This window comes from Serratia sp. C2(1) (assembly GCF_036352655.1).
GTDB lineage: Bacteria > Pseudomonadota > Gammaproteobacteria > Enterobacterales > Enterobacteriaceae > Serratia > Serratia inhibens.
Map to the genome: position 1 here is coordinate 471,024 of NZ_JAZFBA010000001.1, position 26,435 is coordinate 497,458.

Genomic DNA, 26,435 nt, shown 5'->3' on the forward strand with positions numbered 1-26,435 from the left:
GCCTGGCCCCGGCATTCCCCTCAGCGCTTGTCGATCCGTTGATTGATAACGTCATCCAGCGCCTGTTCCAGCTCCAGAAACCGGAAACTGAAACCCGCCTCCTCCAGCCGCTTCGGCACCGCCCGTTGACCGCCCAGGACCAACACCGCCGCTTCCCCCATCAGTAAACGCATGGCAAATGCCGGCACACGCAAAAATGCCGGACGATCGAGCACGTTGGCGAGTTGGGCCGCGAACTGTTCATTATGCACCGGGTAGGGGGCGACCATATTGAAGGGGCCCTGCAGGGTAGCGTGTTCCAGCAAATAGAGAATGCCGTTGACCATGTCGTCCAGATGTATCCAGGGCAGATATTGGCGGCCATTGCCTATCGGCCCGCCCAGCCCCAGACGGAACGGCGGCAGCATTTTCGCCAGCGCTCCGCCTTTGTTTGCCAGCACCACGCCGGTGCGCAGCAGGCAGACACGGGTTGCGTCGCTTTGCGCTTGCAGTGCCAGGGATTCCCACCGTTGGCAGAGTTGATGGGTGAATTCGTCATGCGGAGCTTCATCTTCGGTGACCACCGCCTGGCCTTGATCGCCATAGTAGCCGGCGGCGGACCCGGAAATCAGCACGCCGGGGGGTGAACTGCCGGCGTTAATCAACGCCGCTAACCGCTCGGTCAGATCCCAACGGCTGTGACACAGGCGCTCTTTATGCGCCTTGCTCCAGCGTTTGTCGGCGATAGGCTCACCGGCCAGGTTGATCACGGCGTCAAAGCCATCCAGCGACGTTTGGTCCTGCAACGTTGACCAGTAGCTGACTTGTTCGCCAAACCGTTCACGCGCACGTTGTACGTCACGGGTCAGTACCGTGATGGAGTGGGACAAACTCAGCAGCCGCTGCGTCAGGCTGCTTCCTATCAATCCTGTGGCGCCGGTGATCAGGATCCGCATGGTCAACCTCCCTGATACGCTATTGTTTCAGCCCCGGCGATAACTCATGGTCATGGAAACCGAGTCGGCATAACGCAGGGCCAGTAGTTTATCGATCTCTACTTCAGCATAGGTTACCCAGACATGTTCTTTCACGATATCGAGCACATCCTGAGTTAATTTTTCCAGCAGGGCGAAGCGGTTATCTTCAACGTGGCGGATGATCGCTTTGGTGATGGTGCGGTAGTTGAGCGCGTCGTCGATGTTTTCGCTATTGCGCGCCTTATCCGCCGGGTAGTGGATTGCCACGTTAATCAGGATGTCCTGACGATTGTTGATTTCTTCTTCCTTGATACCGATGAAAGTACGCAACCGCAGATTTTTGATACGAATAATGGCGTCGGGTTGACTGAATGACATCAGAGAGTCTCCACAGGTCTGATTATTGGCGCTCAGAATACACGGAAAGTAGGGAAAAGATAACGAGCCGGGAGAAACTCCCCGGAGGCCGGGGAGTCGGGCGGTTAACCCTGCTCGGCCAATTTATAGGCGCGCCCGGTCGCCGGGCGGTTGCTGATGCGTTCGAACCAGTTGCGCACCGCCGGATAATCCGCCAGATCGATGCGCTGGCGCGGATGCGAAACCACCCAGGGATAGGTGGCGATATCGGCAATGCTGTAGTTGTCGCCGCCCAGATACGGGTGTTTTTGCAGCTCGGCTTCCAGCACGCCATACAGGCGCTTGGTTTCCAGATGGTAACGCTCGATGGCGTAAGGCACCGGCTGCGGCGCGTAATGGTTGAAATGGTGATTCTGCCCGAGCATGGGGCCAAAACCCGCCACCTGCCAGAACAGCCACTGTAGCGTGGCGGCGCGCTCGCGCAGCCCTTTGCTCAGCAATTTGCCGGTTTTCTCCGCCAGATACAGCAGGATTTCGCCGGATTCGAACAGGCTGATGGGCGCACCGCCGTCAACCGGTTGTTTATCGACAATCGCCGGGATTTTGTTGTTGGGTGAAATGCTCAGAAAGTCCGGCTTGAACTGGTCGCCGGCGCTGATATTTACGCGGTGGATACGGTAAGGTAAGCCAACCTCCTCCAGAAACAGGGTAATTTTGTGACCGTTGGGAGTAGGCGCGTAATACAGGTCAATCATGGTGCCTCCTGCGGTAAAGTGATCTGTAAGTCATTACACGTTGTCGCGGTCTTCGCCGCACAAAGGTACATCAGAGTTTCAACTATACCCATGAATTCCAAGCTGCAGCTTGGAAGGCAGCGGGCATTAGGGTTACCAACAATAGCAGCTAAGAATAGCAGGCTATGTGAGATTCGTCTGATGCTATAACCGCAAGAGACATCACAATTTCAGGCCAATGGGGTTTAACCTTTTGTCAGCCTTGCCGTCCTTGGCCACTGCGATAAAATAGCGCATATATCCATGCTAAAGGAATGGTTATGAAGCTGATATTCGCCTCTGATATACACGGCTCACTCCCCGCCACCGAAAGCGTATTGGATCGATTTGAACAAAGCGGTGCCGACTGGCTGATTCTTCTGGGCGATTTGCTGAATCATGGGCCGCGAAATGCGCTGCTGGCAGGTTATCAACCCACTCAGGTTGCTGAGCAATTGAATCGCTATAGCGACAAGATCATCGCCGTTCGCGGCAATTGTGACAGTGAAGTTGATCAAATGTTGTTGACGTTTCCCATCACCGCATCCTGGCAGCAGGTGTTGCTGCAAAAAAGACGATTGTTTTTAACCCACGGTCACCTTTATCATCCCTCGACACTGCCGCCATTATCTTCCGGCGATGTCCTGGTCTATGGCCACAGTCATCTACCGCAGGCGGAGTGGCAGGGAGAGATTTATTGCTTTAATCCAGGCTCGGTCAGCATTCCGAAAGGGGGCTTTCCCGCCAGTTATGGCATACTGGAGGACGGTATTTTAAGTGTGGTTGCACTGCAGAGCGGCAAGGCTATTGCAGAGGTGGCGTTAACGCACCAAACACACTAATTTATACACACACAATAAAAATCTTTGAAAAACACTCATTGATTAACCAGTGCGCGGGATGCAACGCGCCAAAATAGAAGGTTTTAGAGGATGGCGGAACAGGGTCAGGCTGCAGATACCGAGTGGGTTGATATCGTCAACGAGCAAAACGAAGTGATTGCTCAATCAAGTCGCCAACAGATGCGTGCTCAACGGCTGCGTCATCGTGCTACCTATATTGTGGTGCATGATGGAATGGGTAAAATTCTGGTGCAGCGTCGCACCGACATTAAAGATTTCTATCCGGGCTGGCTGGACGCCACCGCGGGCGGAGTAGTGCAAAGCGGCGAGAATGTGCTTGATTCCGCACGCCGCGAGGCGGAAGAGGAACTGGGTATTGCCGGCGTGCCCTTTGCCGAACATGGCCTGTTCTATTTTGAAGAAGAGCAATGCCGGGTATGGGGCGCACTGTTTAGCTGCGTGTCCCACGGGCCGTTCGCCCTGCAGGAAGAAGAAGTGGTTGAGGTGAGTTGGCTGACGCCGGAAGAGATCACCGCCCGCTGCGACGAATTCACCCCGGATTCGCTGAAGGCGCTGTCGTTGTGGCTGACGCGCAACAACGAGCAGGCTTACGGTAAACCGCTACGCGACACCGACGAAAGTGCCTGATTAGTCGGCAGGTTGCCAACATGAAAAAGCCGGTCAATCAATTGACCGGCTTTTTTTATCCGATAACGCTGGGGTTATCAAGCTTTGGCAGCCGCATCAGCCTGTGCAGACTGAATGGCGGTCAGCGCCACGGTGTAAACGATATCGTCTACCAAGGCGCCGCGTGACAGGTCGTTCACCGGCTTGCGCATGCCTTGCAGCATTGGCCCGATGGATACCAGGTCAGCAGAACGCTGTACCGCTTTATAGGTAGTGTTACCGGTGTTCAGATCCGGGAAGATGAACACGGTAGCCTGGCCGGCAACCGGCGAGTTCGGCGCTTTGGATTTCGCTACGTCAGCCATGATGGCGGCGTCATACTGCAGCGGGCCGTCGATGATCAAGTCAGGGCGTTTTTCCTGAGCCAGGCGGGTCGCTTCACGCACTTTCTCGACGTCGCTGCCCGCACCGGAGTTGCCGGTAGAGTAGGAGATCATCGCCACGCGCGGCTCGATACCGAAGGCAGCGGCGGAGTCTGCCGACTGAATCGCGATTTCTGACAGCTGCTCGGCGGTCGGATCCGGGTTGATCGCGCAGTCGCCGTACACCAGAACCTGGTCAGGCAGCAGCATGAAGAACACGGAGGACACCAGCGAGCTGCCCGGTGCGGTTTTGATCAGCTGCAGCGGTGGGCGGATGGTGTTGGCGGTGGTGTGAACCGCGCCGGAAACCAGACCGTCGACTTCGCCTTTCTCCAGCATTAGGGTGCCGAGAACCACGTTATCTTCCAACTGCTCGCGCGCAACCACTTCGGTCATGCCCTTGCTCTTGCGCAGCTCAACCAGGCGCGGCACGTATTGCTCGCGCACGACGACCGGATCAACGATTTCGATGCCTTTGCCCAGTTCAACGCCTTGAGCCGCAGCTACGCGCTGGATCTCTTCCGAGTTGCCCAGTAGGACGCATTCCGCGATACCGCGTTCGGCACAGATGGCTGCCGCTTTCACGGTGCGTGGCTCGTCGCCTTCCGGCAGGACGATACGTTTGCCGGCTTTACGCGCCAACTCGGTCAGCTCGTAGCGGAATGCCGGTGGAGATAGGCGACGTGAACGCTCGGAGGTGGCGGTCAGCGACTCGATCCACTCTGCGTTGATGTGGCTGGCCACGTAGTTCTGCACTTTCTCGATGCGCTGATGGTCGTCCGACGGCACTTCGAGGTTGAAGCTTTGCAGGCTGAGCGAAGTCTGCCAGGTGTTGGTGTCGACCCTAAATACCGGCAGGCCGGTCTGGAAGGCGCGTTCACACAGCTTTTTGATCGGCGCGTCGATGGCATAGCCGCCGGTCAGCAGAATGGCGCCGATTTCCACGCCGTTCATCGCCGCCAGACAGGCGGAAACCAGCACGTCAGGACGGTCTGCGGAGGTGACCAGCAGTGAGCCTGGGCGGAAGTGTTCCAGCATGTGCGGAATGCTGCGCGCACAGAAGGTTACGGACTTCACGCGGCGAGTCATGATATCGCCTTCGTTGATCACGGTAGCCTTCAGGTGGCGGGCCATGTCGATGGCGCGAGTGGCGATCAGATCAAAGCTCCAGGGCACGCAGCCCAGCACCGGCAGCGGGCTGTTGGCAAACAGTTGCGCAGGATCAATGTTAGTCACGCTGGCTTTGGTGGAGTCGTCGAAGATCTCGGACAGGTCAGGACGGGTGCGGCCCTGTTCGTCAACCGGCGCGTTCAATTTGTTGATGATGACGCCGGTGATGTTCTTGTTTTTGCTGCCGCCGAAGCTGCTGCGAGCCAGCTCAATGCGTTCTTTCAGCTGTGCCGGGGAATCGTTGCCCAGGGCCAGCACGAAGACGATTTCCGCATTCAGGGTTTTGGCGATTTCATAGTTCAGCGCGTTGGCGAACTGGTGTTTACGGGTCGGTACCAGGCCTTCGATCAGCACCACTTCCGCGTTTTTGGTGTTCTCATGGTAGCGAGCCACGATCTCTTCCATCAGCACGTCTTGCTGGTTGGAGCTCAGCAGGCCCTCAACGTAGCTCATGCGCAGCGGTTCGGCCGCCGGAATGGTGGAGTTGCTGCGGATGATGGTGGTGGTCTGGTCGAGAGAGTCGCCGCCGGTGCGTGGCTGGGCGATAGGTTTGAACACGCTCAGACGAACGCCTTGCTGCTCCATGGAGCGGATGACACCCAGGCTGACGCTGGTCAGACCGACGCTGGTGCCAGTGGGGATCAACATAATTGTACGTGACACAGAATAGTCCTCTTCACGATTAACATGAGGCTATAGCCAAAATAACTGAAGTTGCAGCTAGGCGGCAAACGCGTGAGGCCCTGGGAGTTTAGATAACTAAATGACCTGGGTGAACGCGTGCAGTCAACGTGGCTGCGGCTTCAAGTATGAAGGCTAAAACAGCACCGCCAGCCTTGGCTGACGGTGTCGGAGAGCGTTACGCGGTCAGACGGGATGCGTCTTGCGCGATGACCAATTCTTCGTTGGTCGGGATAACCAGCGCCAGGCGGCTGCCGTCTTTGGTGATGGCGCCGGATTTACCGAAACGGGCGGCCATATTGCGCTCGTGGTCGATCTCGAAGCCCAGCAGGCCCAGTTTATTCAGGGTCAGTTCACGCACCATGCCGGCGTTCTCGCCGATGCCGCCGGTGAAGATCACCGCGTCCAGGCGGCCGTCCATCAGTGCGCTGTAAGCACCGATGTATTTGGCCAGACGGTGGCAGAATACGTCCATTGCACGCTTGGCGTCGGCTTTGCTGGCGTAGTTGTCTTCAACATAACGGCAGTCGCTGGTGACTTCGGTCAGGCCCAGCAGGCCGGATTCTTTGGTCAGCATTTTGTTGATTTGATCAACGCTCATGCCCAGGGAGTCGTGCAGGTGGAAGATGATCGCCGGATCGATGTCACCGCTGCGGGTGCCCATCACCAGGCCTTCCAGTGGGGTCAGACCCATGGAAGTGTCGACGCATTTGCCGTTGCGCACTGCGGTAACGGAACCGCCGTTGCCCAAGTGGCAGGTGATCACGTTCACTTCTTCAACCGGCTTGTTCAGCATCTTCGCGGCTTCTTGGGTCACGTAGAAGTGGCTGGTGCCGTGTGCGCCATAGCGGCGAACGCCGTGATCGCGATACAGGCTGTACGGCAGGGCGTACAGGTAAGATTCTTCCGGCATGGTCTGGTGGAACGCGGTGTCGAACACGGCAACGTTTTTATCCGCCAGGTTAGGGAATGATTTCAGTGCCTCGGCGATACCGATCAGATGCGCCGGGTTATGCAGTGGTGCAAATGGCACCGAATCTTTGATACCCTGCAAGACTTCGTCATTGATCACGGCAGAAGCGGTAAACTTCTCGCCGCCGTGTACAATGCGGTGGCCGATAGCGGTCAGCTGTGCGGAAAGCTCCGGTTTCTGTGCCAGAATAGTATTAACAATGTAGTTCAGTGCTTCGCTGTGCGCAGCGCCGGCACCCAGAGCCGCTTCGTGTTTGGCGCCGTCCATCTTCCACTTGAGGCGAGCCTCAGGCAGGTGGAAACATTCGGCCAGGCCGGAGAGGTGTTCTTCACCGTTGACAGCATCGATGATAGCGAATTTCAGGGAAGAACTGCCGCAGTTAAGAACCAGTACTAGCTTACTCGACATGGAAGTACCTACTTAAATAGTTCGTGTTGTTAAAGGAAAAACCAAACACGTGGTGAATTAATCGTCAATCAGACAACAAGCGTAGCGCATAATGCCGTTGACATTTATGATTAACATCATGTGAAGTGCATAAATCACATGACGATGAAAAAACCGATGATTTCTCTGCGGTTTAAATAATCTTCATTTTTATAGGGCTAAAAGTTGACAGAATTATTGTCATCTTCTACCGGCCAAAAGGCCGGCCTAGGATACCGATAGCCTGCAGCAAACACAAAATAAATTTAAAGCTTCAAATTTTTTAGTATTGTGTTTGCAGTACCCCCATTTTTACTACGTGACGTTGAGGTACGCGATGACGAGCAAACCGTCCGGTTCCGTAAGCTGGTTTCAGGTCTTCCAGCGCGGGCAGCATTATATGAAAACCTGGCCGTCAGACAAACGTCTGGCTCCGGTCTTTCCGGAGAATCGCGTTGCGAGCGTCACCCGTTTTGCCGTCCGCTTTATGCCGCCGCTGGCGGTGTTTACCTTGACCTGGCAAATTGCGTTGGGCGGCCAGCTCGGTCCGGCTATCGCCACCGCGTTGTTCGCCTGCAGCATGCCGATGCAAGGCCTGTGGTGGCTGGGTCGTCGTTCTGTCACACCTTTGCCGCCAACGCTGTTGCAGTGGTTCCATGAGGTGCGCAACAGGCTGGCGGAAGCCGGCCAGGCGATCGCGCCGGTGGAAGGGACCCCGACCTATCAAACGCTGGCGGATCTGCTGAAACGTGCTTTCAAGCAGTTGGATAAAACCTTCCTCGACGATCTTTAACCGCGAAATGGCCGCATGGATTGCGGCCTTTTTACCCTTCAGGCCAATAACCCCGGTTTAAATCAAAGAACCTGCGAGTTGTGATTTCCTGCAATATTGCGCTGTGCGATGCTTTCGTCATAAGCAATTTACCGAGGAAATTATGATGGAAATGACCCATGCCCAACGACTGATCCTGTCGAACCAGTACAAGATGATGACGCTGCTCGACCCGGATAACACCGAACGTTACCGCCGTTTGCAGACTATCGTCGAGCGTGGCTTTGGTTTGCAGATGCGCGAGCTGGATCGCGATTTCGGCGAAATGAGCGAAGAGGTGTGCCGCACTATCATCAACGTGATGGAGATGCACCACGCGTTGCAGGTATCCTGGGATAATCTGAAAGAAAAACAGGGGATTGAGGCGCGCCGCCTGGCATTTCTCGGCTTTGATGCCGCCACTGAAGCGCGCTATCTGAGCTATGTGCGTTTCCTTGTTACCACCGAGGGGCGCTATACTCATTTCGATTCCGGCAGCCACGGCTTTAACGCCCAAACCAAAATGTGGGAAAAATACCAGCGTATGTTGGCTATTTGGCTGTCATGCCCACGTCAGTATCACTTGAGCGCCGTTGAGATTGCGCAAATTATCAATGCCTGATTAAAAGAGGTTTCCTGTGGAGTGTAAGGGTTTTCTGTTCGATCTTGATGGGACGTTGGTTGATTCTCTGCCGGCGGTAGAACGTGCCTGGATTAACTGGGCCAAACGCCGCGGTATTAATCCGCAGGACGTACTGGATTTTATTCACGGTAAACAGGCCATTACCTCGTTGCGTCACTTTATGCCCGGTGAAAGCGAGGCTGCCATTCAGCAGGAGTTTTTGCTGCTGGAGCAGGTAGAAGCGCAGGACACCGACGGCGTCACCGCATTGCCGGGGGCCGCTGCCTTGCTGGCGCGGTTGAATGCGCTCGACATTCCGTGGGCGATCGTCACCTCCGGCTCTATTCCGGTCGCTACCGCTCGCCGTAACGCAGGCGGCTTGCCGCAGCCGGAGGTATTTATCACCGCCGAGCAGGTAAAACATGGCAAGCCTCAGCCGGATGCCTATCTGCTGGGGGCCGAGCGCCTGGGGTTGGCACCGCAAGATTGCGTGGTGGTTGAGGACGCGGCCGCCGGGATCCTTTCCGGGTTGGCGGCGGGCTGCCAGGTGATTGCGGTGAATGCGCCGGCCGATGCGCCCAAGCTGGATCAGGTCGATCTGCTGTTGTCGTCCCTGGAGCAAATCGCGGTCAGGAAGACAGCGCAGGGCGCTGCGATTGATCGGGTCGCCTGAGAAGCCCTATCTTCACTCAAGTTGATTAGACCCCGCATCGGCGCTGAGGAATCCCCAGTAATGGGCGGGTAAAAAAAGACAGGCATAGAGATATGTGATCTACTTATTGTGCGACCAATTAAGTGAGAGCACCTCTATGCCTGCACGTAAAGTATGCCAGAACTTTTTTCATGATGCCTTAGCCCCGTTTCATCAATATCGCCAGAACGCGCTTTTGGATGCCACCGTTGCCCTAACTCGTGGTGCTTCGCTTACATTGACCAGCATTGGGCGCCATCTTTCAGGTCCGGCACAAGTAAAAAACAAGATAAAACGCGTTGACCGTCTGCTCGGTAATACCGCTCTGCAAAAAGATATTCCCCTCATATTCAACAATATTATTTCTCTGCTGACCCAGCGGCTATCGTGGTGTGTGATCGCCGTTGACTGGAGTGGTTATCCTTCTCAGGAGTACCATGTTTTAAGGACCAGCCTGATTTGCGACGGGCGTTCCATTCCTCTTTTAAGTCAGATAGTCCCCTCTAAAAAGCAGCAGAATGCAGAGATACAGAAGGCGTTTCTTAATTCTCTTGCTCGGGCAATTACACCAAAAACCAGGGTGATTATCATCACCGATGCGGGTTTTCAAAATGCCTGCTTCCGCCATATTCAATCATTAGGTTGGGATTTTATCGGGCGAGTCAGAGGGAATATCCAGCTCCGATTGAATACAAACGGCGAGTGCTGGGTCAGAAGACAGGAACTGTACGCCAGCAGTGAATCAGAATATTTAGGTCCCGGTACATTGGCACGTACAGAATATGCCCAGTGTAACGGTCACTTTTATCTCCATAAAAAGGCATCTAAAGGGAGAAAAAGCAAACGAGGGCGCTGTCGAATTTCCCGCCACTCGCAAGAACGTGATGGACGTGCAGCCGCGAATGAGCCGTGGCTTATCTTTAGCAGTAGCGATGAATTTAAACCACGTGAGATCATGAAGTTATATAGTCGTAGAATGCAGATTGAACAGAATTTCCGTGATGAGAAAAGTGAGCGCTTTGGTTTTGGGCTTGGTGCCAGTCACAGCGGCTCGGAAGGACGGATGCAGGTGCTGAGTTTGCTTGCTACGCTGGCCACAGTAGTTTTGTGGTTGATTGGCTATCATGCTGAAAGTAAAGGATTACATCTTAGATATCAGGCAAGCAGTATTAAATCACGGCGAGTCATATCATTTTTGACATTAGCGGAGAATATCTTGCGACACTCTCCGCTAATTTTAACCCGAACAGTACTGGATATCGTTCTTAACCACCTCGCCAGAGCCTACCGAAGTATGGTGCTGGTTTATTAGCGCTGAGTTTTGTGGGGATCTCTCAGCGCATCGGCGGGGTTTTTTTATGCTAGTTTTTAAGCCCTTGACTATGTCTGCCGGATGAGGCCGTTTTGAACAGCGAATTACTGTGGGTGCTGAGTTTACTGTTAATTGCCATCGTGCTGTTTACCACCAACAAACTGCGTATGGACGTGGTGGCGCTACTGGTGATCATCGCTTTTGTTTTGAGCGGCACGCTGACCCTGCAGGAAGCGACGGTGGGGTTCAGCGATCCCAATGTGCTCCTGATTGCCGCGCTGTTTGTGATTGGCGAGGGGCTGGTGCGTACCGGCGTAGCCTATCAGGTGGGCGACTGGCTGGTGAGGGTCGCCGGCAGCAGCGAAACCAAAATGCTGACGTTGCTGATGGTTACCGTGGCCGGGTTGGGGGCGTTTATGAGCTCTACCGGGGTGGTGGCGATCTTTATCCCGGTGGTACTCAGCGTGGCGGCACGGATGAAAATTACGCCGGGCAGGCTGATGATGCCTCTGAGTTTTGCCGGCCTCATCAGCGGCATGATGACGCTGGTGGCAACACCGCCGAACATGGTGGTGAACAGCGAATTGGTGCGCGAGGGTATCGGCGGTTTCGGTTTCTTTGGCGTGACGCCGGTTGGCCTGGCGGTATTGGTGTTGGGCGTGGGATACATGCTGGTGGCGCGGCGTTGGCTGGGCAATAACGACGGTGATAAAAGCCGGGAAACCTGGCAGCGCCGCACCTTCCGCGATCTGATCCGCGACTATAAACTGACCGGCAGGGCGCGCCGGCTGGCGATCCGCAGCGGATCATCGTTAGTAGGCCGTTCGTTGGATGAATTGCATCTGCGCGCCCGCTACGGTGCCAACGTGGTGGGGATCGAACGCTGGAAGCGCTTCCGACGGGTGATGGTCAGCGCATCCGGCAGCACCGAACTGCGAGAAGGAGACGTACTGCTGATTGACATGTCGGACAGCCAGATCGACTTGCGCGAGTTTTGCAGCGAGCAGCAACTGGAGCCGATGGTGCTGCGGGGCGACTATTTCTCCGAACAGGCGCGCAACGTCGGCATGGCGGAGGTGTCGTTGATTCCGGATTCGACGCTACTGGGCAAGAGCCTGCGCGAATCGACGTTCCGCAGTCGCTACGATTTGAACGTGGTCGGCATTCGCCGCAATGGCGAAACCCTGGCGGGCAAGTTGGTGGATGAACTGCTGGCGCTGGGCGATATCCTGTTGGTGATCGGTGACTGGAAGGCGATTCGCCAGTTGCAGGCAAAAACCCATGATTTTATCGTCCTTAATTTGCCGGCCGAGGTGGATGAGGTAGCGCCGGCCATCACCCAGGCGCCGCACGCGCTGTTTTGCCTGGCGCTGATGGTGGCGATGATGTTGACCGATGAAATCCCCAATCCGATCGCTGCGCTGATTGCCTGCTTGCTGATGGGTAAATTCCGTTGCATCGATATGGCAAGCGCCTATAAGTCTATTCACTGGCCGAGTATTATCTTGATTGCCGGCATGATGCCGTTTGCCCAGGCGCTGCAGAAAACCGGTGGGGTGGACTTGATCGTGCGCGGGCTGATGGACGTTGCCGGAGAGGAGGGGCCGCGCGTGATGCTGGTGTGCCTGTTTGCGCTATGCGCCACGATAGGCCTGTTTATCTCCAACACCGCCACCGCCGTGCTGATGGCACCTATCGCCATTGCCGCTGCGCGTGAGATGGGCGTTTCACCATACCCGTTCGCCATGATTATCGCCGTTGCCGCTTCCGCAGCGTTTATGACGCCGGTTTCTTCACCGGTGAACACACTGGTGCTGGGGCCGGGGAACTATAAGTTCGGGGATTTCGTGCGGATCGGCGTGCCGTTCACGCTGTTGGTGATGCTGGTCAGCGTGATTATTGTGCCGTGGCTGTATGCATTTTAACGGCGCAGCGGGCTGCGCCGTTAACATTACAGGGAATAGTCCAGGCTGATTTCATCCAGAGACAGGCTGAAGCTGGGGATAAACACGTTCATGAAATAATCCATTTCCGGGCTGCTGCGCTGCTGCAGGGTCTTTTCAAGCCGGGCTTTCGCCAGCTTGAATTCGTTGTTGCCGGCAGACAACTCTTCCAGGCATTTCAGGTAGGCACACAGAGCATCGGCCTGTTTTACCACCAGTTTTTCGTCTTCGGTGTAGTAATGCTCATCGAGAATCGACCGGAAATCGTTACGTAATTCCGCTGGGATCATATCCAGCAGCTTCTGTTGGGCGATTTTTTCGATTTTTTTATATTCGTGGGCGATCTGCGGATTGTAGTACTTGATTGGTGTTGGCATATCACCGGTAATCACTTCGCTGGCATCGTGGTACATCGCCAGCAGGGCGACGCGCTCGGCGCTCAGGTTGCCATTGAATTTTCGGTTTTTGATCACCGCCAACGCATGGGCGACAAACGCCACTTGCAGGCTGTGTTCGGAAACGTTCTCGGTACGCACGTTGCGCATCAGCGGCCAGCGGTTGATCAGTTTCAAGCGGGACAGGTGGGCAAAGAAATGGCTTTGGCTCATGGTGCTCTCTTCTACAACGGCAAGTGAGGGTTCCATTGTGAGCAGTGACGACGGGTTATGCAAATATCCTTCATGCTTCACGCAGCCTCTTTGTTGGCTGCCTTCGCCCACTCCGGTCACATAGCTATCTATGCTCCTGGAGATGTGCTCGGTTGCCGCCTTGATGCAACGCGAAGCATTTCGGACATTACGAGAGTGTCGTTAATTTTTACTGGCGGTAGCCTTCCAGGAAGCGGCCCAGTTTGCCCACTGCCATTTCCAGTTCATCAACGCGCGGCAGGGTAACGATGCGCACGTGGTCGGGATACGGCCAGTTGAATGCGCTGCCTTGCACCAGCAGCACTTTTTCCTGCAGCAGCAGATCCAGCACCATTTTCTGGTCATCGTGAATGTTAAAGCGTTTGGCGTCGATGCGCGGGAACATATACAACGCACCTTGAGGCTTCACGCAGGAAACGCCGGGAATATCATTCAGCAGTTCCCAGGTACGGTTGCGTTGTTCATACAGACGGCCGCCAGGTTGAATAAATTCGCTGATGCTCTGGTAGCCGCCCAATGCCGTTTGGATCGCGTGCTGCATCGGCACGTTGGCGCACAGGCGCATGGAGGCCAGCATCTCCAGCCCTTCGATATAGCCCTTGGCGTGTTTTTTCGGCCCGTTCAGCACCATCCAGCCCTGACGGAAACCCGCAACTCGATAGGTTTTGGACAGCCCGTTGAAAGTGACGGTCAGCAGATCCGGTGCCAGCGCGGCGATCGAATGGTGTTCGGCTTCGTCATACAGAATTTTGTCGTAAATTTCGTCCGAGAAGATGATGAGGTTGTGCTGGCGGGCGATCTCGACAATCTGCTCCAGCAATTCTTTGCTGTATACCGCGCCGGTCGGGTTGTTCGGGTTGATGATCACAATGCCGCGGGTGCGCGGAGTGATTTTACTGATTATGTCGTCCAGATCCGGGAACCAGCCTGCCTGTTCATCGCACAGGTAATGCACGGCCTTGCCGCCGGACAGTGACACAGCGGCGGTCCACAGCGGGTAATCCGGCGCCGGTACCAGCATTTCGTCGCCGCTGTTAAGCAGCGCCTGCATGGATTGCACGATCAGCTCGGAAACCCCATTGCCGATGTAGATATCCTCTACGGTCACGTCACGGATGTTACGCGCCTGGTAGTGCTGCATGATCGCCTTACGCGCCGAGAAGAGTCCTTTGGAGTCGGAATAGCCTTGCGCCGTGGGCAGATTGCGGATCACGTCGACCAGGATTTCATCAGGGGCGTCAAAACCAAACGGGGCAGGGTTGCCGATGTTCAGTTTGAGGACTTTGTTGCCTTCTTCTTCAAGACGTTTAGCTTCTTTGAGCACCGGGCCGCGAATGTCATAACAGACGTTGTCCAGTTTGTGGGATTTCTCAATGGGGGACATAGAAAGTTGGGCCTTTTGCTGGAATGGGGGCGTTCCTACCGTGGAACACCGCAACCCGCTCAATGTACTCCTGGCGCTGGCGCTTTTGAAGGGTTATGCACGCCTTTGGTGCAAATGAAGGGTCCAAAGGCTAATATTAGTGATGATGGGCAGAGCTTGAGGGTTTGTTTGGGTTATTATGTTTAATTGATTTTGTTTTTTGGTTTTTTATGCTGATTTTATGGCGTTGTGTTCACATGATTGCCCCTTAAAAGAAAGGTGGGTGCTGCGGCCCGCCGGGCACTGATAAGCCGGAGGGGAGGATTGCTCCGGATAAACTGTAAAGAAATGATAATACCGGAGTAGTCTGATAGCGGGTCGCCAATCGGCAACCCAAACTGAGTACACTGGGTATATTACATTAGTAATATTTCAGTCTCTTTCTTAAGCAACATTTAAGCAGTTATTCCCATATTATTCACAGGGTAAATGTTACTAATTGAATTCATTAAATTCATTAAGAGATGAACCCTGTATAACGCAGCAAATACCTTACTTTTTCTCGGGGAAGGGGAGCTGAAGCCTGTCAGGACGCGGAAATTACGCAGCACGATTGGTGTGGCAATCCAGCATTGTGAATGAGTAAAATCTTCGGTTCGGTAAAAATTAAACACTTTCACTAGTAATAGAGCACTGCGTTCTATAAGCATCCGCGATAGATCGCATTTTAAAAGGCGATAGAGGTAACGAAATATAAGTAATTTTTTTGCCCTCCACTAATGAGTGGGGTACTGTCATGTCAGGCATCGTCCCTTTTAAACGATGTCTTAGAAACACACCAGGGTAGTTTGTAAATTAGAATTCAAAAAGTGAAGAAAACACTATGACAACTGCAAATCGTCCGATACTTAATCTCGACCTCGATCTGCTAAGAACTTTTGTGGCTGTTGCTGATTTGAACACCTTTGCGGCTGCGGCAGTTGCCGTTTGTCGTACCCAATCAGCCGTCAGTCAACAAATGCAGCGGTTAGAGCAATTGGTTGACAAAGAGTTGTTTGCTCGTCACGGGCGCAACAAATTATTGACCGAACACGGTATTCAGCTTCTCGGCTACGCCAGGAAAATCCTGCGCTTCAACGACGAAGCCTGTACCTCTCTGATGTACAACAATATAAACGGTGTTCTGACTATCGGTGCTTCTGATGATACCGCCGATACCATACTGCCTTTCCTACTTAATCGCGTCACGTCCGTTTACCCCAAGTTGGCGATTGATGTGCGGGTGAAACGCAGCCCGTTCATGCTCGACATGCTGGAAAACGGCGAAGTCGATCTGGCGATTACGACGGTGGAAGCCGAGGGACATCCGCACATTGTGCTGCGTACTTCGCCGACCCTGTGGTATTGCTCCGCAGATTACCGGTATCAGGCCGGTGAGCCGATCCCATTGGTGGTGATGGACGAACCCAGCCCGTTTCGCTCGATGGCGATCAAGCATCTTGATGACGCCGGGATCCCATGGCGTATCGCTTATGTAGCCTCGACGCTTTCGGCCGTTCGTGCTGCCTGCAAGGCCGGTTTGGGGATCACGGTCCGGCCGATCGAGATGATGAGTCCTGACTTGCGGGTGCTGGGCGCGGTAGAAGGGTTGCCGCCATTGCCAGACACCCAGTATGCCCTGTGCAAGGACACGCAGTGCGGCAACGAGCTGGCGATGGCGATTTTCAGCGCGGTGCAAAATGGCAACGACAGTTACAGCTTCAGTGGCGGGAGTTCATCCCAGCAGGGTGACACTTGCCTGGCCGACGGTGAGGAATAACCTCCTGACGCGTTAAAAGCTGCATACTAAAACCTCTGCTTCGGCGGAGGTTTTTTTTGGCCGTAATTTGGCTAAAGGTCTGTTTATGGAGGTTAGCGATTTTTTTGATTACGAAGTGGCTATTTAATTAACTATTCTCGGTAATGAGAACCGTTGTCAGATGGTAAAGAAATGGTTTTGCTTGTTTTTTGAACTTGGAGGAATATGCGTAAAGGCCTGGAATTGATATGGTTATTTTGGTAATTTATTGCGGGTATTTTTACGTCTGAATTTGACAAAATTTGTTAAAGGCCCACACTTTTTTTGAGGAATTATGCTGAAAACGTGTCCTGGATCAAAAAAATACCCCTAGGTAGTGAGTGGAAGAACAGGAGATTCCTGAGACAATGGTATAGTGAAACTGAAATAAGCATGTTGGTTTATATCTATCTGTTTCTACACGGCAATTGACTGACACGATTTAGCCTAAGCCAGTCGCATCAAATGTTAATAAAATGATGGGTATGTAAACTAGTGTGTAGGTACTTTTGTCAAAGTTGACAAAAGGTTATAGAAAGGAGTAAAAAGCCCACAGTAAAACGCTGCCTAACTCTCTGTAAAAGCAGTTTGTTTGTGTGGTTAATTTATCCTTCCCTTAAATCGATGTGGTGCACTAACTGCCGGTTACAAGAGCAGTGCGATCGACGCCACTTTTGATGAGTAAGCATAGAGTATGTCAACAACCACTGAAGTTATCGCTCATCACTGGGCGTTCGCCGTATTTCTTGTCGTGGCTATCGGGCTTTGCGGTCTTATGCTGCTGGGCGCGTTTTTCCTGGGCGGGAGAGCCCGTGCGCGCGCCAAACACACCCCGTTTGAATCCGGGATCGACTCGGTCGGTTCGGCGCGCATGCGCCTGTCCGCCAAGTTTTACCTGGTCGCCATGTTCTTCGTCATTTTCGATGTTGAAGCCTTGTACCTGTATGCCTGGTCGGTCTCCGTTCGCGAGAGTGGTTGGGTGGGCTTTATCGAAGCCGCCATTTTCATTTTGGTGCTATTGTCCGGTTTGGTTTATCTGGTGCGTATCGGCGCATTGGACTGGACGCCTTCGCGTTCCAAACGTCTCAGTAAACCAGGCACAATCACTAACACCAACCGTCATCCGCAGTAGTCATTTGTGGTTAAAAACGAGGCATTAAGATGGACTATACGCTCACCCGCATAGACCCGAACGGTGAGAATGACCGTTACCCCCTGCAAAAACAGGAGATCGTCGCCGATCCCCTGGACCAACAGGTTCACCGCACGGTTTACATGGGTAAACTCGAGCATGCACTGCATGATATGGTGAACTGGGGGCGTAAGAACTCTATTTGGCCATACAACTTCGGCCTTTCGTGCTGTTACGTGGAGATGGTGACGTCGTTTACCGCCGTTCACGACGTTGCGCGTTTCGGTGCCGAAGTGTTGCGTGCATCGCCACGCCAGGCTGACCTGATGGTCGTAGCCGGTACCTGCTTCACCAAGATGGCCCCGGTTATTCAGCGCCTGTATGAACAGATGCTGGAGCCAAAATGGGTTATTTCGATGGGAGCCTGCGCCAACTCCGGCGGCATGTACGATATCTATTCCGTGGTTCAGGGCGTGGATAAATTCCTGCCGGTCGACGTGTACATTCCTGGCTGCCCACCACGCCCGGAAGCCTACATGCAAGCGCTGATGCTGTTACAGGAATCTATCGGTAAGGAGCGCCGCCCGCTGTCGTGGGTTGTCGGCGATCAGGGCGTGTACCGCGCCAACATGCAGTCTGAAAGAGAGCGTAAACACGGCGAGCGTATCGCGGTGACCAACCTTCGGACGCCTGACGAGATTTAAGACGTTCATTTAACGTCCATCTTAGTGCGCTATTGGTTAACACAGCGAAAAGTGAACTTGCGGCGAAATAACCCTTTAGTGTGGTGAAAAAAATTATGACAGATTCAACGACGCACGACGCCCTGCCATCATGGCAAACCAGGGATCACCAAGACGATCCGGTGATTGGCGAACTGCGCAACCGCTTTGGGCCGGAAGCCTTTACTGTTCAGTCCACCCGTACCGGAATGCCCGTGGTATGGGTCAAACCTGACCAGCTGCTGGAAGTAATGACGTTCCTGAGAAAACAGCCGAAGCCTTATGTCATGCTGTTCGATCTGCATGGCGTAGACGAGCGTCTTCGCACCCACCGCGACGGTTTGCCTGCCGCGGATTTTTCTGTTTTCTACCATCTGATTTCCATCGAACGTAACCGCGACATCATGCTGAAAGTGGCGCTGTCTGAAAAAGACCTGCACGTGCCCACAGCGACCAGGGTATTCCCGAATGCCAACTGGTATGAGCGTGAAACCTGGGAAATGTTCGGTATTACCTTCGACGGCCACCCGCACCTGACGCGCATCATGATGCCGCAGACCTGGGAAGGCCACCCACTGCGTAAAGATTACCCGGCACGCGCCACCGAGTTCGATCCCTTTGTGTTGACCAAACAGAAAGAAGATCTGGAAATGGAATCGCTGACCTTCAAACCGGAAGAGTGGGGCATGAAGCGCGGCACCGAAAACGAGGACTTCATGTTTCTCAACCTCGGCCCGAACCACCCCTCTGCGCACGGTGCGTTCCGCATTATTCTGCAGTTGGACGGCGAAGAGATCGTCGATTGCGTGCCGGACATCGGTTACCACCACCGTGGCGCCGAGAAGATGGGCGAACGTCAGTCCTGGCACAGCTACATTCCGTACACCGACCGTATCGAATACCTCGGCGGCTGCGTGAATGAAATGCCTTACGTGCTGGCGGTTGAAAAACTGGCCGGGATCAAGGTGCCGGAGCGCGTCGATACTATCCGCGTGATGCTGTCTGAACTGTTCCGCATCAACAGCCATCTGCTGTACATCAGTACCTTCATTCAGGACGTCGGCGCCATGACCCCGGTGTTCTTCGCCTTTACCGATCGTCAGAAAATCTACGATCTGGTTGAAGCGATCACCGGTTTCCGTATGCACCCAGCCTGGTTCCGCATCGGCGGCGTCGCGCATGATCTGCCGCGCGGTTGGGATCGCCTGCTGCGTGAGTTCCTCGAGTGGATGCCGAAACGCCTGGACTCCTACGTCAAGGCTGCACTGAAGAACAGCATTCTGAAGGGCCGTTCTGTCGGCGTAGCATCCTACAATGCCAAAGAAGCGCTGGAGTGGGGCGTGACCGGTGCCGGCCTGCGTGCCACCGGCATCGAGTTCGACGTGCGCAAATGGCGCCCGTATTCCGGCTATGAGAATTTCGACTTCGAAATCCCGGTCGGCGACGGCAACAGCGACTGCTACACCCGCGTAATGTTGAAGGTGGAAGAGCTGCGTCAGAGCCTGCGCATCCTCGAACAGTGCCTGAACAATATGCCGGAAGGTCCGTTCAAGGCCGACCACCCGCTGACCACGCCGCCGCCGAAAGAGCGCACGCTGCAGCATATTGAAACGCTGATCACCCACTTCCTGCAGGTTTCCTGGGGCCCGGTGATGCCAGCCAACGAATCATTCCAGATGATTGAAGCCACTAAAGGGATCAACAGCTACTACCTGACCAGCGACGGCAGCACTATGAGCTACCGCACCCGGGTACGTACGCCAAGTTTTGCTCACCTGCAGCAAATCCCAGCGGTAATCCGTGGCAGCCTGGTCTCCGACCTGATCGTCTATCTGGGTAGTATCGATTTTGTAATGTCAGATGTGGACCGCTAACTATGCATGATCAAAAAGACAATCACGCAGTCAACGATGCGCTTGAGCCAATCAATGCAGCCGCTCCCCAGAGCGGCGCTGATGCATTTGTACTGAGCGCGGAAGAACGTGATGCGATCGAGCACGAAAAGCACCATTACGAGGATCCACGCGCCGCTTCCATCGAAGCACTGAAAATTGTGCAGAAGCAGCGCGGCTGGGTTCCGGACGGTGCGATTTACGCCATCGCGGAAGTGCTGGGCATTCCTGCCAGCGACGTAGAAGGCGTGGCCACGTTCTACAGCCAGATTTTCCGTCAGCCAGTAGGGCGTCACGTGATCCGTTATTGTGACAGCGTTGTCTGTCACATCACCGGTTACCAGGGCATTCAGGCCGCTATCGAGAAGAAGTTGAGCATCAAACCGGGTCAAACCACCTTTGATGGTCGTTTCACTTTGCTGCCGACCTGCTGCCTGGGCAACTGCGATAAAGGGCCAACCATGATGATTGATGAGGATACTCACAGTCAGCTGAAGCCGGAAGATATCGAGACGCTACTGGAGCAGTATCAATGATTAAAGACATTGTACGCACTCCCGAGATGCACCCGCTGACCTGGCGGTTGCGCGATGACAAACAGCCGGTCTGGCTGGATGAATACCGCAGCAAAAACGGTTATGCAGGTGCTGAGAAAGCCATCAAGGGCCTGGCCCCGGACGAGATCGTCAACCTGGTGAAAGACGCCGGGCTGAAAGGCCGCGGCGGCGCGGGTTTCTCCACCGGTTTGAAGTGGAGCCTGATGCCGAAAGACGAATCCATGAACATCCGTTACCTGCTGTGTAACGCCGATGAAATGGAACCGGGCACCTATAAAGACCGCCTGCTGATGGAGCAACTGCCGCACCTGTTGGTGGAAGGCATGTTGATCTCCGCGTTCGCGCTGAAAGCCTATCGCGGCTATATCTTCCTGCGTGGCGAGTACATCGAGGCGGCGGTGCATCTGCGCCGCGCCATCGCTGAAGCGACCGAAGCGGGCCTGCTGGGCAAAAATATCATGGGCAGCGGCTTCGATTTCGAGCTGATCGTCCATACCGGCGCCGGCCGTTACATCTGCGGCGAAGAAACCGCTCTGATCAACTCGCTGGAAGGCCGCCGCGCCAACCCGCGTTCCAAACCGCCTTTCCCGGCTTCTTCCGGCGTTTGGGGCAAGCCAACCTGCGTCAACAACGTAGAAACCCTGTGCAACGTTCCGGCTATCCTGGCGAACGGCATTGAGTGGTACCAGGGGATCAACGGTGGTAAAAGCAAGGATGCCGGCACCAAGCTGATGGGGTTCTCGGGTCGGGTGAAAAATCCGGGCGTTTGGGAACTGCCGTTTGGCATCACCGCGCGTGAAATTCTGGAAGATTACGCCGGCGGCATGCGTGACGGTCTGCGCTTCAAAGCCTGGCAGCCAGGCGGCGCGGGCACCGACTTTCTGACCGCCGATCACCTCGATCTGCCGATGGATTTCGAGAGCATCGGCAAAGCCGGTAGCCGTCTCGGCACCGCGCTGGCGATGGCGGTGGATCACGAAATCGGTATGGTCCCGCTGGTGCGCAACCTGGAAGAGTTCTTCGCACGCGAGTCTTGCGGCTGGTGTACGCCGTGCCGCGATGGCCTGCCGTGGAGCGTGAAGATCCTGCGTGCCCTGGAGAATGGCGAAGGGCAGCCGGGGGATATCGAAACCCTCGAGCAGCTGTGCCGTTTCCTTGGCCCAGGTAAAACCTTCTGCGCTCATGCGCCAGGTGCCGTAGAGCCACTGCAAAGCGCGATTAAATATTTCCGTGAAGAGTTTGAAGCGGGCATAGCCGTTAAGCACTTCAGCAATGCGCATGCGATTGGCGGCATCCAGCCGAACAATCTGCTGAAGCAACGCTGGTAAGCCGGCTCGTTGCCACAACACGGCCAGAATTTTTGATTAACGCCTGCCGTAAGGCAGGCCACTTGGAAGCATGCTGACTATGGCTACGATTCATGTAGACGGCAAAGAATACGACGTAGATGGCGCTGACAACCTGCTGCAGGCTTGTCTCTCCCTCGGGCTCGATATTCCTTACTTTTGCTGGCATCCGGCGCTGGGAAGCGTCGGCGCTTGCCGCCAATGTGCGGTAAAGCAATACCAAAACGCGGAAGATACGCGTGGCCGTTTGGTGATGTCTTGTATGACACCGGCATCGGATGGAACCTTTATTTCCATCGACGATTCCGAAGCCAAGCAGTTCCGCGAAAGCGTGGTCGAGTGGTTGATGACCAACCACCCGCACGACTGTCCGGTATGCGAAGAAGGCGGTAACTGTCACCTGCAGGATATGACGGTAATGACCGGCCACAGCTTCCGTAAATACCGTTTCAGTAAGCGTACTCACAACAATCAGGAACTGGGGCCGTTTATCTCGCATGAGATGAACCGCTGTATCGCCTGTTACCGTTGCGTACGCTACTACAAAGATTACGCGGATGGCACCGACTTCGGCGTGTACGGCGCGCACGACAACGTCTACTTCGGGCGCACGGAAAGCGGCACGCTGGAAAGCGAGTTCTCCGGCAACCTGGTGGAAGTGTGTCCGACCGGCGTGTTCACCGACAAAACTCACTCCGAGCGGTATAACCGTAAGTGGGATATGCAGTTTGCGCCAAGCATCTGTCAGCAGTGCAGCATCGGTTGTAACACCAGCCCGGGCGAGCGCTATGGCGAACTGCGTCGTATCGAAAACCGCTACAACGGCAGCGTGAACCACTATTTCCTGTGTGACCGCGGCCGCTTTGGCTATGGCTACGTGAACCAGAAAGATCGTCCGCGTCAGCCGCAGCAACTGCGCGGCAATGACTGGATCACCCTGAACGCCGAACAGGCGATGCAGGGCGCGGCGGACATTCTGCGTCAGGCAAAGAAAACCATCGGTATCGGCTCGCCGCGCGCCAGCCTGGAAAGCAACTTTGCGCTGCGTGAATTGGTTGGTGCCGAGAACTTCTATACCGGTATTGCCCAGTCTGAGCAGGCACGTCTGAACCTGATGCTGAACGTGCTGCAAAACAGCGGCGTTTACACCCCGGCGCTGCGCGAAATCGAAGACTACGATGCCGTTCTGGTTCTGGGTGAAGATTTGACCCAGACCGGCGCACGCATCGCGCTGTCGGTACGTCAGGCCGTGAAAGGCAAGGCACGTGCGATGGCTGCGGCCCAGCGCGTTGCCGACTGGCAGATTGCGGCGATACAGAACATCGGCCAACGCGCCAAATATCCGCTGTTCGTCACCAACGTGGATGATACCCGTTTGGACGACATCGCGGCGTGGAACTACAGCGCACCGGTGGACGACCAGGCGCGCTTTGGCTTTGCCATTGCTCATGCGCTGGATAATGCGGCACCGGCGGTCAACGATTTGGCAGCCGACCTGAGCAAGAAAGTCGACATCATCGTGCAGGCACTGACCGACGCGCGCAAACCGCTGATCGTTACCGGCAGCAACGCCGGCAGCGAAGCCATCATCGAAGCGGCGGCCAACATCGCCAAGGCGCTGAAGGATCGCGGCTCTGACGTTGGCATAACCTTCGTCGCCAGCGCCGCCAACAGCGTCGGTTTGTCGATGATCGGCGGCGGTTCGCTCAATGAAGCCTTGGCGCAGCTGGAAAGCGGCGAAGCCGATACCGCCATCGTGATGGAAAACGATCTCTACCGTCACGCACCGGCGGCGAAAGTAGACGCTGCACTGGCGAAGATCAGCAACCTGATCGTGGCTGATCACCAGCGCACCGCGATCATGGATAAGGCCAACCTTATCCTGTCAGCGGCCAGCTTCGCTGAAAGCGACGGTACGCTGGTCAACCAGGAAGGCCGCGCCCAGCGCTTCTTCCAGGTTTACGATCCGGCTTATTACGATGATGCGAAGAAAGACGTTTACACCGTGATGCTGGAAAGCTGGCGTTGGATGCACTCGCTGCACTCCACCTACACCAGCCGCCACGTGGACTGGACGCAACTTGACGACGTGATCGAAGCCTGCGTCACTGCGCTGCCGCAGTTGCAGGGCATTGTGGACGCTGCGCCGGATGCGAGTTTCCGCATTCGTGGCCAGAAACTGGCGCGTTCTCCGCATCGCTCCAGCGGCCGTACCGCTATGCGCGCCAACATCAGCGTGCACGAACCGCGTCAGCCGCAGGATAAAGACACCATGTTCTCCTTCTCGATGGAAGGGAACAACAGCCCGCTGGCCGATCGTCAGCAGATCCCGTTCGCTTGGGCACCAGGCTGGAACTCACCGCAGGCATGGAACAAATTCCAGGCCGAAGTGGGCGGCAAGCTGCGCCATGGCGATCCGGGCATCCGCCTGATCGAAGCAGGGGAGGGTAACCTGGGTTACTTCACCAACGTGCCTGCCGCCTTTAATCATGCGGAAGGCTGGCGTGTCGCGCCGTATTACCACCTGTTCGGCAGTGATGAAATGTCACAGCGTTCCGGCGTGATCCAGCAGCGTATGCCAGAAGCCTACGTGATGGTGAACCCGGCCGATGCCGCTGCGCTTGGCGTCAATGCCGGTGCGCTGGTGGAGTTCAGCTGTGCGGGCCAGCAGCTTCGTCTGCCGGTGCGTCTGAGTGAAACTCTGACCCAGGGCCAGGTCGGTTTGCCGCTTGGCTTGCCAGGGATCTCGCCGGTACTGGTGGGCGCAACGGTTGAAAATCTGCGGGAGGCAACACGATGAGCTGGTTTACCCCTGAGGTGATCGAAATTCTGATCTCCATTCTTAAAGCGGTAGTGATCCTGCTGGTCGTAGTGAGCTGTGGGGCATTCATGAGCTTCGGCGAACGCCGTCTGCTTGGCCTGTTCCAGAACCGTTATGGACCAAACCGTGTCGGCTGGGGCGGCTCGCTGCAGCTGGTTGCCGACATGATCAAAATGTTCTTCAAGGAAGACTGGGTACCGAGATTCTCCGACCGGGTGATCTTCACTCTGGCGCCGATGATCGCCTTTACTTCCCTGTTGCTGGCATTTGCCATCGTCCCGGTCAGCCCGACCTGGGCGGTGTCCGACCTCAACATCGGTATTCTGTTCTTCCTGATGATGGCCGGCCTGGCGGTTTACGCCGTGCTGTTCGCCGGCTGGTCGAGCAACAACAAATACTCGCTGTTGGGGGCGATGCGTGCTTCCGCGCAAACCCTGAGTTACGAAGTGTTTATCGGCCTGTCGCTGATGGGCGTTGTGATGCAGGCTGATTCGTTCAACATGCAGGCTATCGTTGAATCCCAGGCTCACGTCTGGAACGTCATTCCGCAATTCTTTGGTTTTGTTACCTTTGCTATTGCCGGGGTTGCGGTGTGCCACCGCCACCCGTTTGACCAACCGGAAGCCGAGCAGGAACTGGCCGACGGTTACCACATTGAATATTCCGGTATGAAATTCGGTCTGTTCTTCGTGGGTGAATACATCGGTATCGTCACCGTTTCCGCCCTGATTGTGACGTTGTTCTTCGGCGGCTGGCAGGGGCCGTTCCTGCCGCCATTTATCTGGTTCGCGCTGAAAACGGCTTTCTTCATGATGATGTTCATTCTGATTCGTGCTGCTCTGCCGCGTCCGCGCTATGACCAGGTGATGTCTTTCGGCTGGAAAGTGTGCCTGCCGCTGACGCTGCTGAACCTGCTGGCGACCGCCGCCGTCATTTTGTACAACGCTCAATAAGGGGTGAATAAACCATGACATTGAAAGAGTTATTGGTTGGTTTCGGCACCCAGGTGCGCAGCATTTGGATGATAGGCATGCATGCCTTCGCCAAGCGCGAAACCCAGATGTATCCGGAAGAACCGGTTTACCTGCCGCCGCGCTACCGTGGCCGCATCGTGCTGACGCGCGATCCGGACGGCGAAGAGCGCTGCGTGGCCTGTAACCTGTGTGCGGTTGCCTGCCCGGTCGGCTGTATCTCGCTGCAAAAAGCAGAACAGAAAGACGGCCGTTGGTATCCGGAATTCTTCCGCATCAACTTCTCGCGCTGCATTTTCTGCGGCCTGTGCGAAGAAGCTTGCCCGACCACCGCAATCCAGTTGACGCCGGATTTCGAAATGGGTGAGTTCAAGCGCCAGGATCTGGTGTACGAAAAAGAAGATCTGTTGATCTCGGGGCCGGGTAAATATCCGGAATATAACTTCTACCGGATGGCCGGTATGGCGATTGACGGCAAAGCCAAGGGCGAAGCCGAAAACGAAGCCAAGCCGATCGACGTCAAAGGTCTGTTGCCTTAAGG

The 26,435-nt window shown here is 55.2% G+C and carries 23 protein-coding genes; 16 read left to right on the forward strand and 7 right to left on the reverse strand.

All coding sequences use genetic code 11. The features are described 5' to 3' along the window. Positions 1-20: 20 nt before the first annotated feature. From V2S86_RS02260 to yfcG, 3 genes are all read right to left on the reverse strand, one after another. Complete coding sequence (locus V2S86_RS02260; RefSeq protein ID WP_330761047.1) at positions 21-935, reverse strand: TIGR01777 family oxidoreductase; 915 nt, start codon at positions 933-935, stop codon at positions 21-23. Between the two features lie 27 nt (positions 936-962). Further along, positions 963-1,334: a dihydroneopterin triphosphate 2'-epimerase gene (folX, locus tag V2S86_RS02265; protein WP_330761048.1), complete on the reverse strand. Its 372-nt coding sequence runs from the start codon at positions 1,332-1,334 to the stop codon at positions 963-965. 104 nt (positions 1,335-1,438) lie between these two features. Next, positions 1,439-2,068, reverse strand: coding sequence for a GSH-dependent disulfide bond oxidoreductase (yfcG, locus tag V2S86_RS02270; RefSeq protein WP_330761049.1), 630 nt, complete (start codon positions 2,066-2,068; stop codon positions 1,439-1,441). 299 nt (positions 2,069-2,367) lie between these two features. Between yfcG and yfcE the strand changes: the two genes are divergently transcribed. Together yfcE and yfcD are read left to right on the forward strand one after the other, a co-directional pair. Next, complete coding sequence (yfcE, locus tag V2S86_RS02275; RefSeq protein WP_330761050.1) at positions 2,368-2,928, forward strand: phosphodiesterase; 561 nt, start codon at positions 2,368-2,370, stop codon at positions 2,926-2,928. A gap of 90 nt (positions 2,929-3,018) precedes the next feature. Further along, positions 3,019-3,576 (forward strand): NUDIX hydrolase YfcD, encoded by a 558-nt coding sequence (gene yfcD, locus V2S86_RS02280; protein ID WP_330761051.1) that lies wholly within the window; start codon positions 3,019-3,021, stop codon positions 3,574-3,576. A gap of 77 nt (positions 3,577-3,653) precedes the next feature. Here yfcD and pta read toward each other — a convergent pair whose 3' ends face one another. Together pta and ackA are read right to left on the reverse strand one after the other, a co-directional pair. After that, a complete protein-coding gene (pta, locus tag V2S86_RS02285) occupies positions 3,654-5,810 on the reverse strand; it encodes a phosphate acetyltransferase (protein WP_330761052.1) in 2,157 nt (718 codons plus the stop codon). A gap of 196 nt (positions 5,811-6,006) precedes the next feature. Then, positions 6,007-7,209: an acetate kinase gene (ackA, locus tag V2S86_RS02290; protein WP_330761053.1), complete on the reverse strand. Its 1,203-nt coding sequence runs from the start codon at positions 7,207-7,209 to the stop codon at positions 6,007-6,009. Positions 7,210-7,564: 355 nt separating this feature from the next. On the opposite strand from ackA, the gene yfbV reads away from it, so the two are divergent. The 5 genes from yfbV (at position 7,565) to V2S86_RS02315 (ending at position 12,588) form a co-directional block, all read left to right on the forward strand. After that, positions 7,565-8,020, forward strand: coding sequence for a terminus macrodomain insulation protein YfbV (gene yfbV / locus V2S86_RS02295; RefSeq protein ID WP_330761054.1), 456 nt, complete (start codon positions 7,565-7,567; stop codon positions 8,018-8,020). Positions 8,021-8,165: 145 nt separating this feature from the next. Further along, entirely contained in the window at positions 8,166-8,660 is a 495-nt protein-coding gene (locus tag V2S86_RS02300) for a YfbU family protein (protein ID WP_330763139.1), read from the forward strand. Positions 8,661-8,676: 16 nt separating this feature from the next. Further along, positions 8,677-9,333 carry a sugar phosphatase gene (locus V2S86_RS02305; RefSeq protein WP_330761055.1) on the forward strand — a complete coding sequence of 219 codons (657 nt, stop codon included), beginning with the start codon at positions 8,677-8,679 and terminating at the stop codon, positions 9,331-9,333. Between the two features lie 136 nt (positions 9,334-9,469). Then, the gene (locus tag V2S86_RS02310; protein ID WP_330761056.1) at positions 9,470-10,663 is read left to right on the forward strand and encodes an IS4 family transposase; all 1,194 of its coding nucleotides are present in this window, start codon (positions 9,470-9,472) and stop codon (positions 10,661-10,663) included. Positions 10,664-10,755: 92 nt separating this feature from the next. Beyond that, on the forward strand, positions 10,756-12,588 hold the full coding sequence (locus tag V2S86_RS02315; protein ID WP_330761057.1) for an SLC13 family permease: 1,833 nt from the start codon (positions 10,756-10,758) through the stop codon (positions 12,586-12,588). Between the two features lie 26 nt (positions 12,589-12,614). On the opposite strand, the gene yfbR is transcribed toward V2S86_RS02315, so the two are convergent. Continuing rightward, positions 12,615-13,214, reverse strand: a complete 600-nt coding sequence (gene yfbR / locus V2S86_RS02320; RefSeq protein WP_330761058.1) for a 5'-deoxynucleotidase — start codon at positions 13,212-13,214, stop codon at positions 12,615-12,617. Between the two features lie 208 nt (positions 13,215-13,422). Continuing rightward, complete coding sequence (locus V2S86_RS02325) at positions 13,423-14,637, reverse strand: pyridoxal phosphate-dependent aminotransferase (RefSeq protein ID WP_006317019.1); 1,215 nt, start codon at positions 14,635-14,637, stop codon at positions 13,423-13,425. A gap of 862 nt (positions 14,638-15,499) precedes the next feature. Between V2S86_RS02325 and lrhA the strand changes: the two genes are divergently transcribed. The 9 genes from lrhA (at position 15,500) to nuoI (ending at position 26,433) form a co-directional block, all read left to right on the forward strand. Beyond that, positions 15,500-16,435, forward strand: coding sequence for a transcriptional regulator LrhA (gene lrhA, locus V2S86_RS02330; protein ID WP_330761059.1), 936 nt, complete (start codon positions 15,500-15,502; stop codon positions 16,433-16,435). Positions 16,436-17,147: 712 nt separating this feature from the next. After that, a complete protein-coding gene (locus V2S86_RS02335) occupies positions 17,148-17,585 on the forward strand; it encodes an NADH-quinone oxidoreductase subunit A (RefSeq protein ID WP_330761060.1) in 438 nt (145 codons plus the stop codon). A 29-nt stretch (positions 17,586-17,614) separates the two neighbouring features. Then, a complete protein-coding gene (locus tag V2S86_RS02340) occupies positions 17,615-18,289 on the forward strand; it encodes a NuoB/complex I 20 kDa subunit family protein (RefSeq protein ID WP_004947278.1) in 675 nt (224 codons plus the stop codon). 95 nt (positions 18,290-18,384) lie between these two features. After that, a complete protein-coding gene (nuoC, locus tag V2S86_RS02345; RefSeq protein WP_442995849.1) occupies positions 18,385-20,181 on the forward strand; it encodes an NADH-quinone oxidoreductase subunit C/D in 1,797 nt (598 codons plus the stop codon). Positions 20,182-20,183: 2 nt separating this feature from the next. After that, entirely contained in the window at positions 20,184-20,735 is a 552-nt protein-coding gene (gene nuoE / locus V2S86_RS02350; RefSeq protein ID WP_004947273.1) for an NADH-quinone oxidoreductase subunit NuoE, read from the forward strand. Further along, the gene (gene nuoF, locus V2S86_RS02355) at positions 20,732-22,084 is read left to right on the forward strand and encodes an NADH-quinone oxidoreductase subunit NuoF (protein WP_330761061.1); all 1,353 of its coding nucleotides are present in this window, start codon (positions 20,732-20,734) and stop codon (positions 22,082-22,084) included. The genes nuoE and nuoF overlap by 4 nt, the downstream gene beginning before the upstream one ends. A 79-nt stretch (positions 22,085-22,163) precedes the next feature. Continuing rightward, complete coding sequence (gene nuoG, locus V2S86_RS02360; RefSeq protein ID WP_330761062.1) at positions 22,164-24,902, forward strand: NADH-quinone oxidoreductase subunit NuoG; 2,739 nt, start codon at positions 22,164-22,166, stop codon at positions 24,900-24,902. Next, the gene (nuoH, locus tag V2S86_RS02365) at positions 24,899-25,876 is read left to right on the forward strand and encodes an NADH-quinone oxidoreductase subunit NuoH (RefSeq protein WP_330761063.1); all 978 of its coding nucleotides are present in this window, start codon (positions 24,899-24,901) and stop codon (positions 25,874-25,876) included. Before nuoG ends, nuoH begins: the two co-directional genes overlap by 4 nt. Positions 25,877-25,890: 14 nt before the next feature. Next, entirely contained in the window at positions 25,891-26,433 is a 543-nt protein-coding gene (nuoI, locus tag V2S86_RS02370) for an NADH-quinone oxidoreductase subunit NuoI (protein WP_006317994.1), read from the forward strand. The last annotated feature ends 2 nt before the right edge of the window (positions 26,434-26,435 follow it).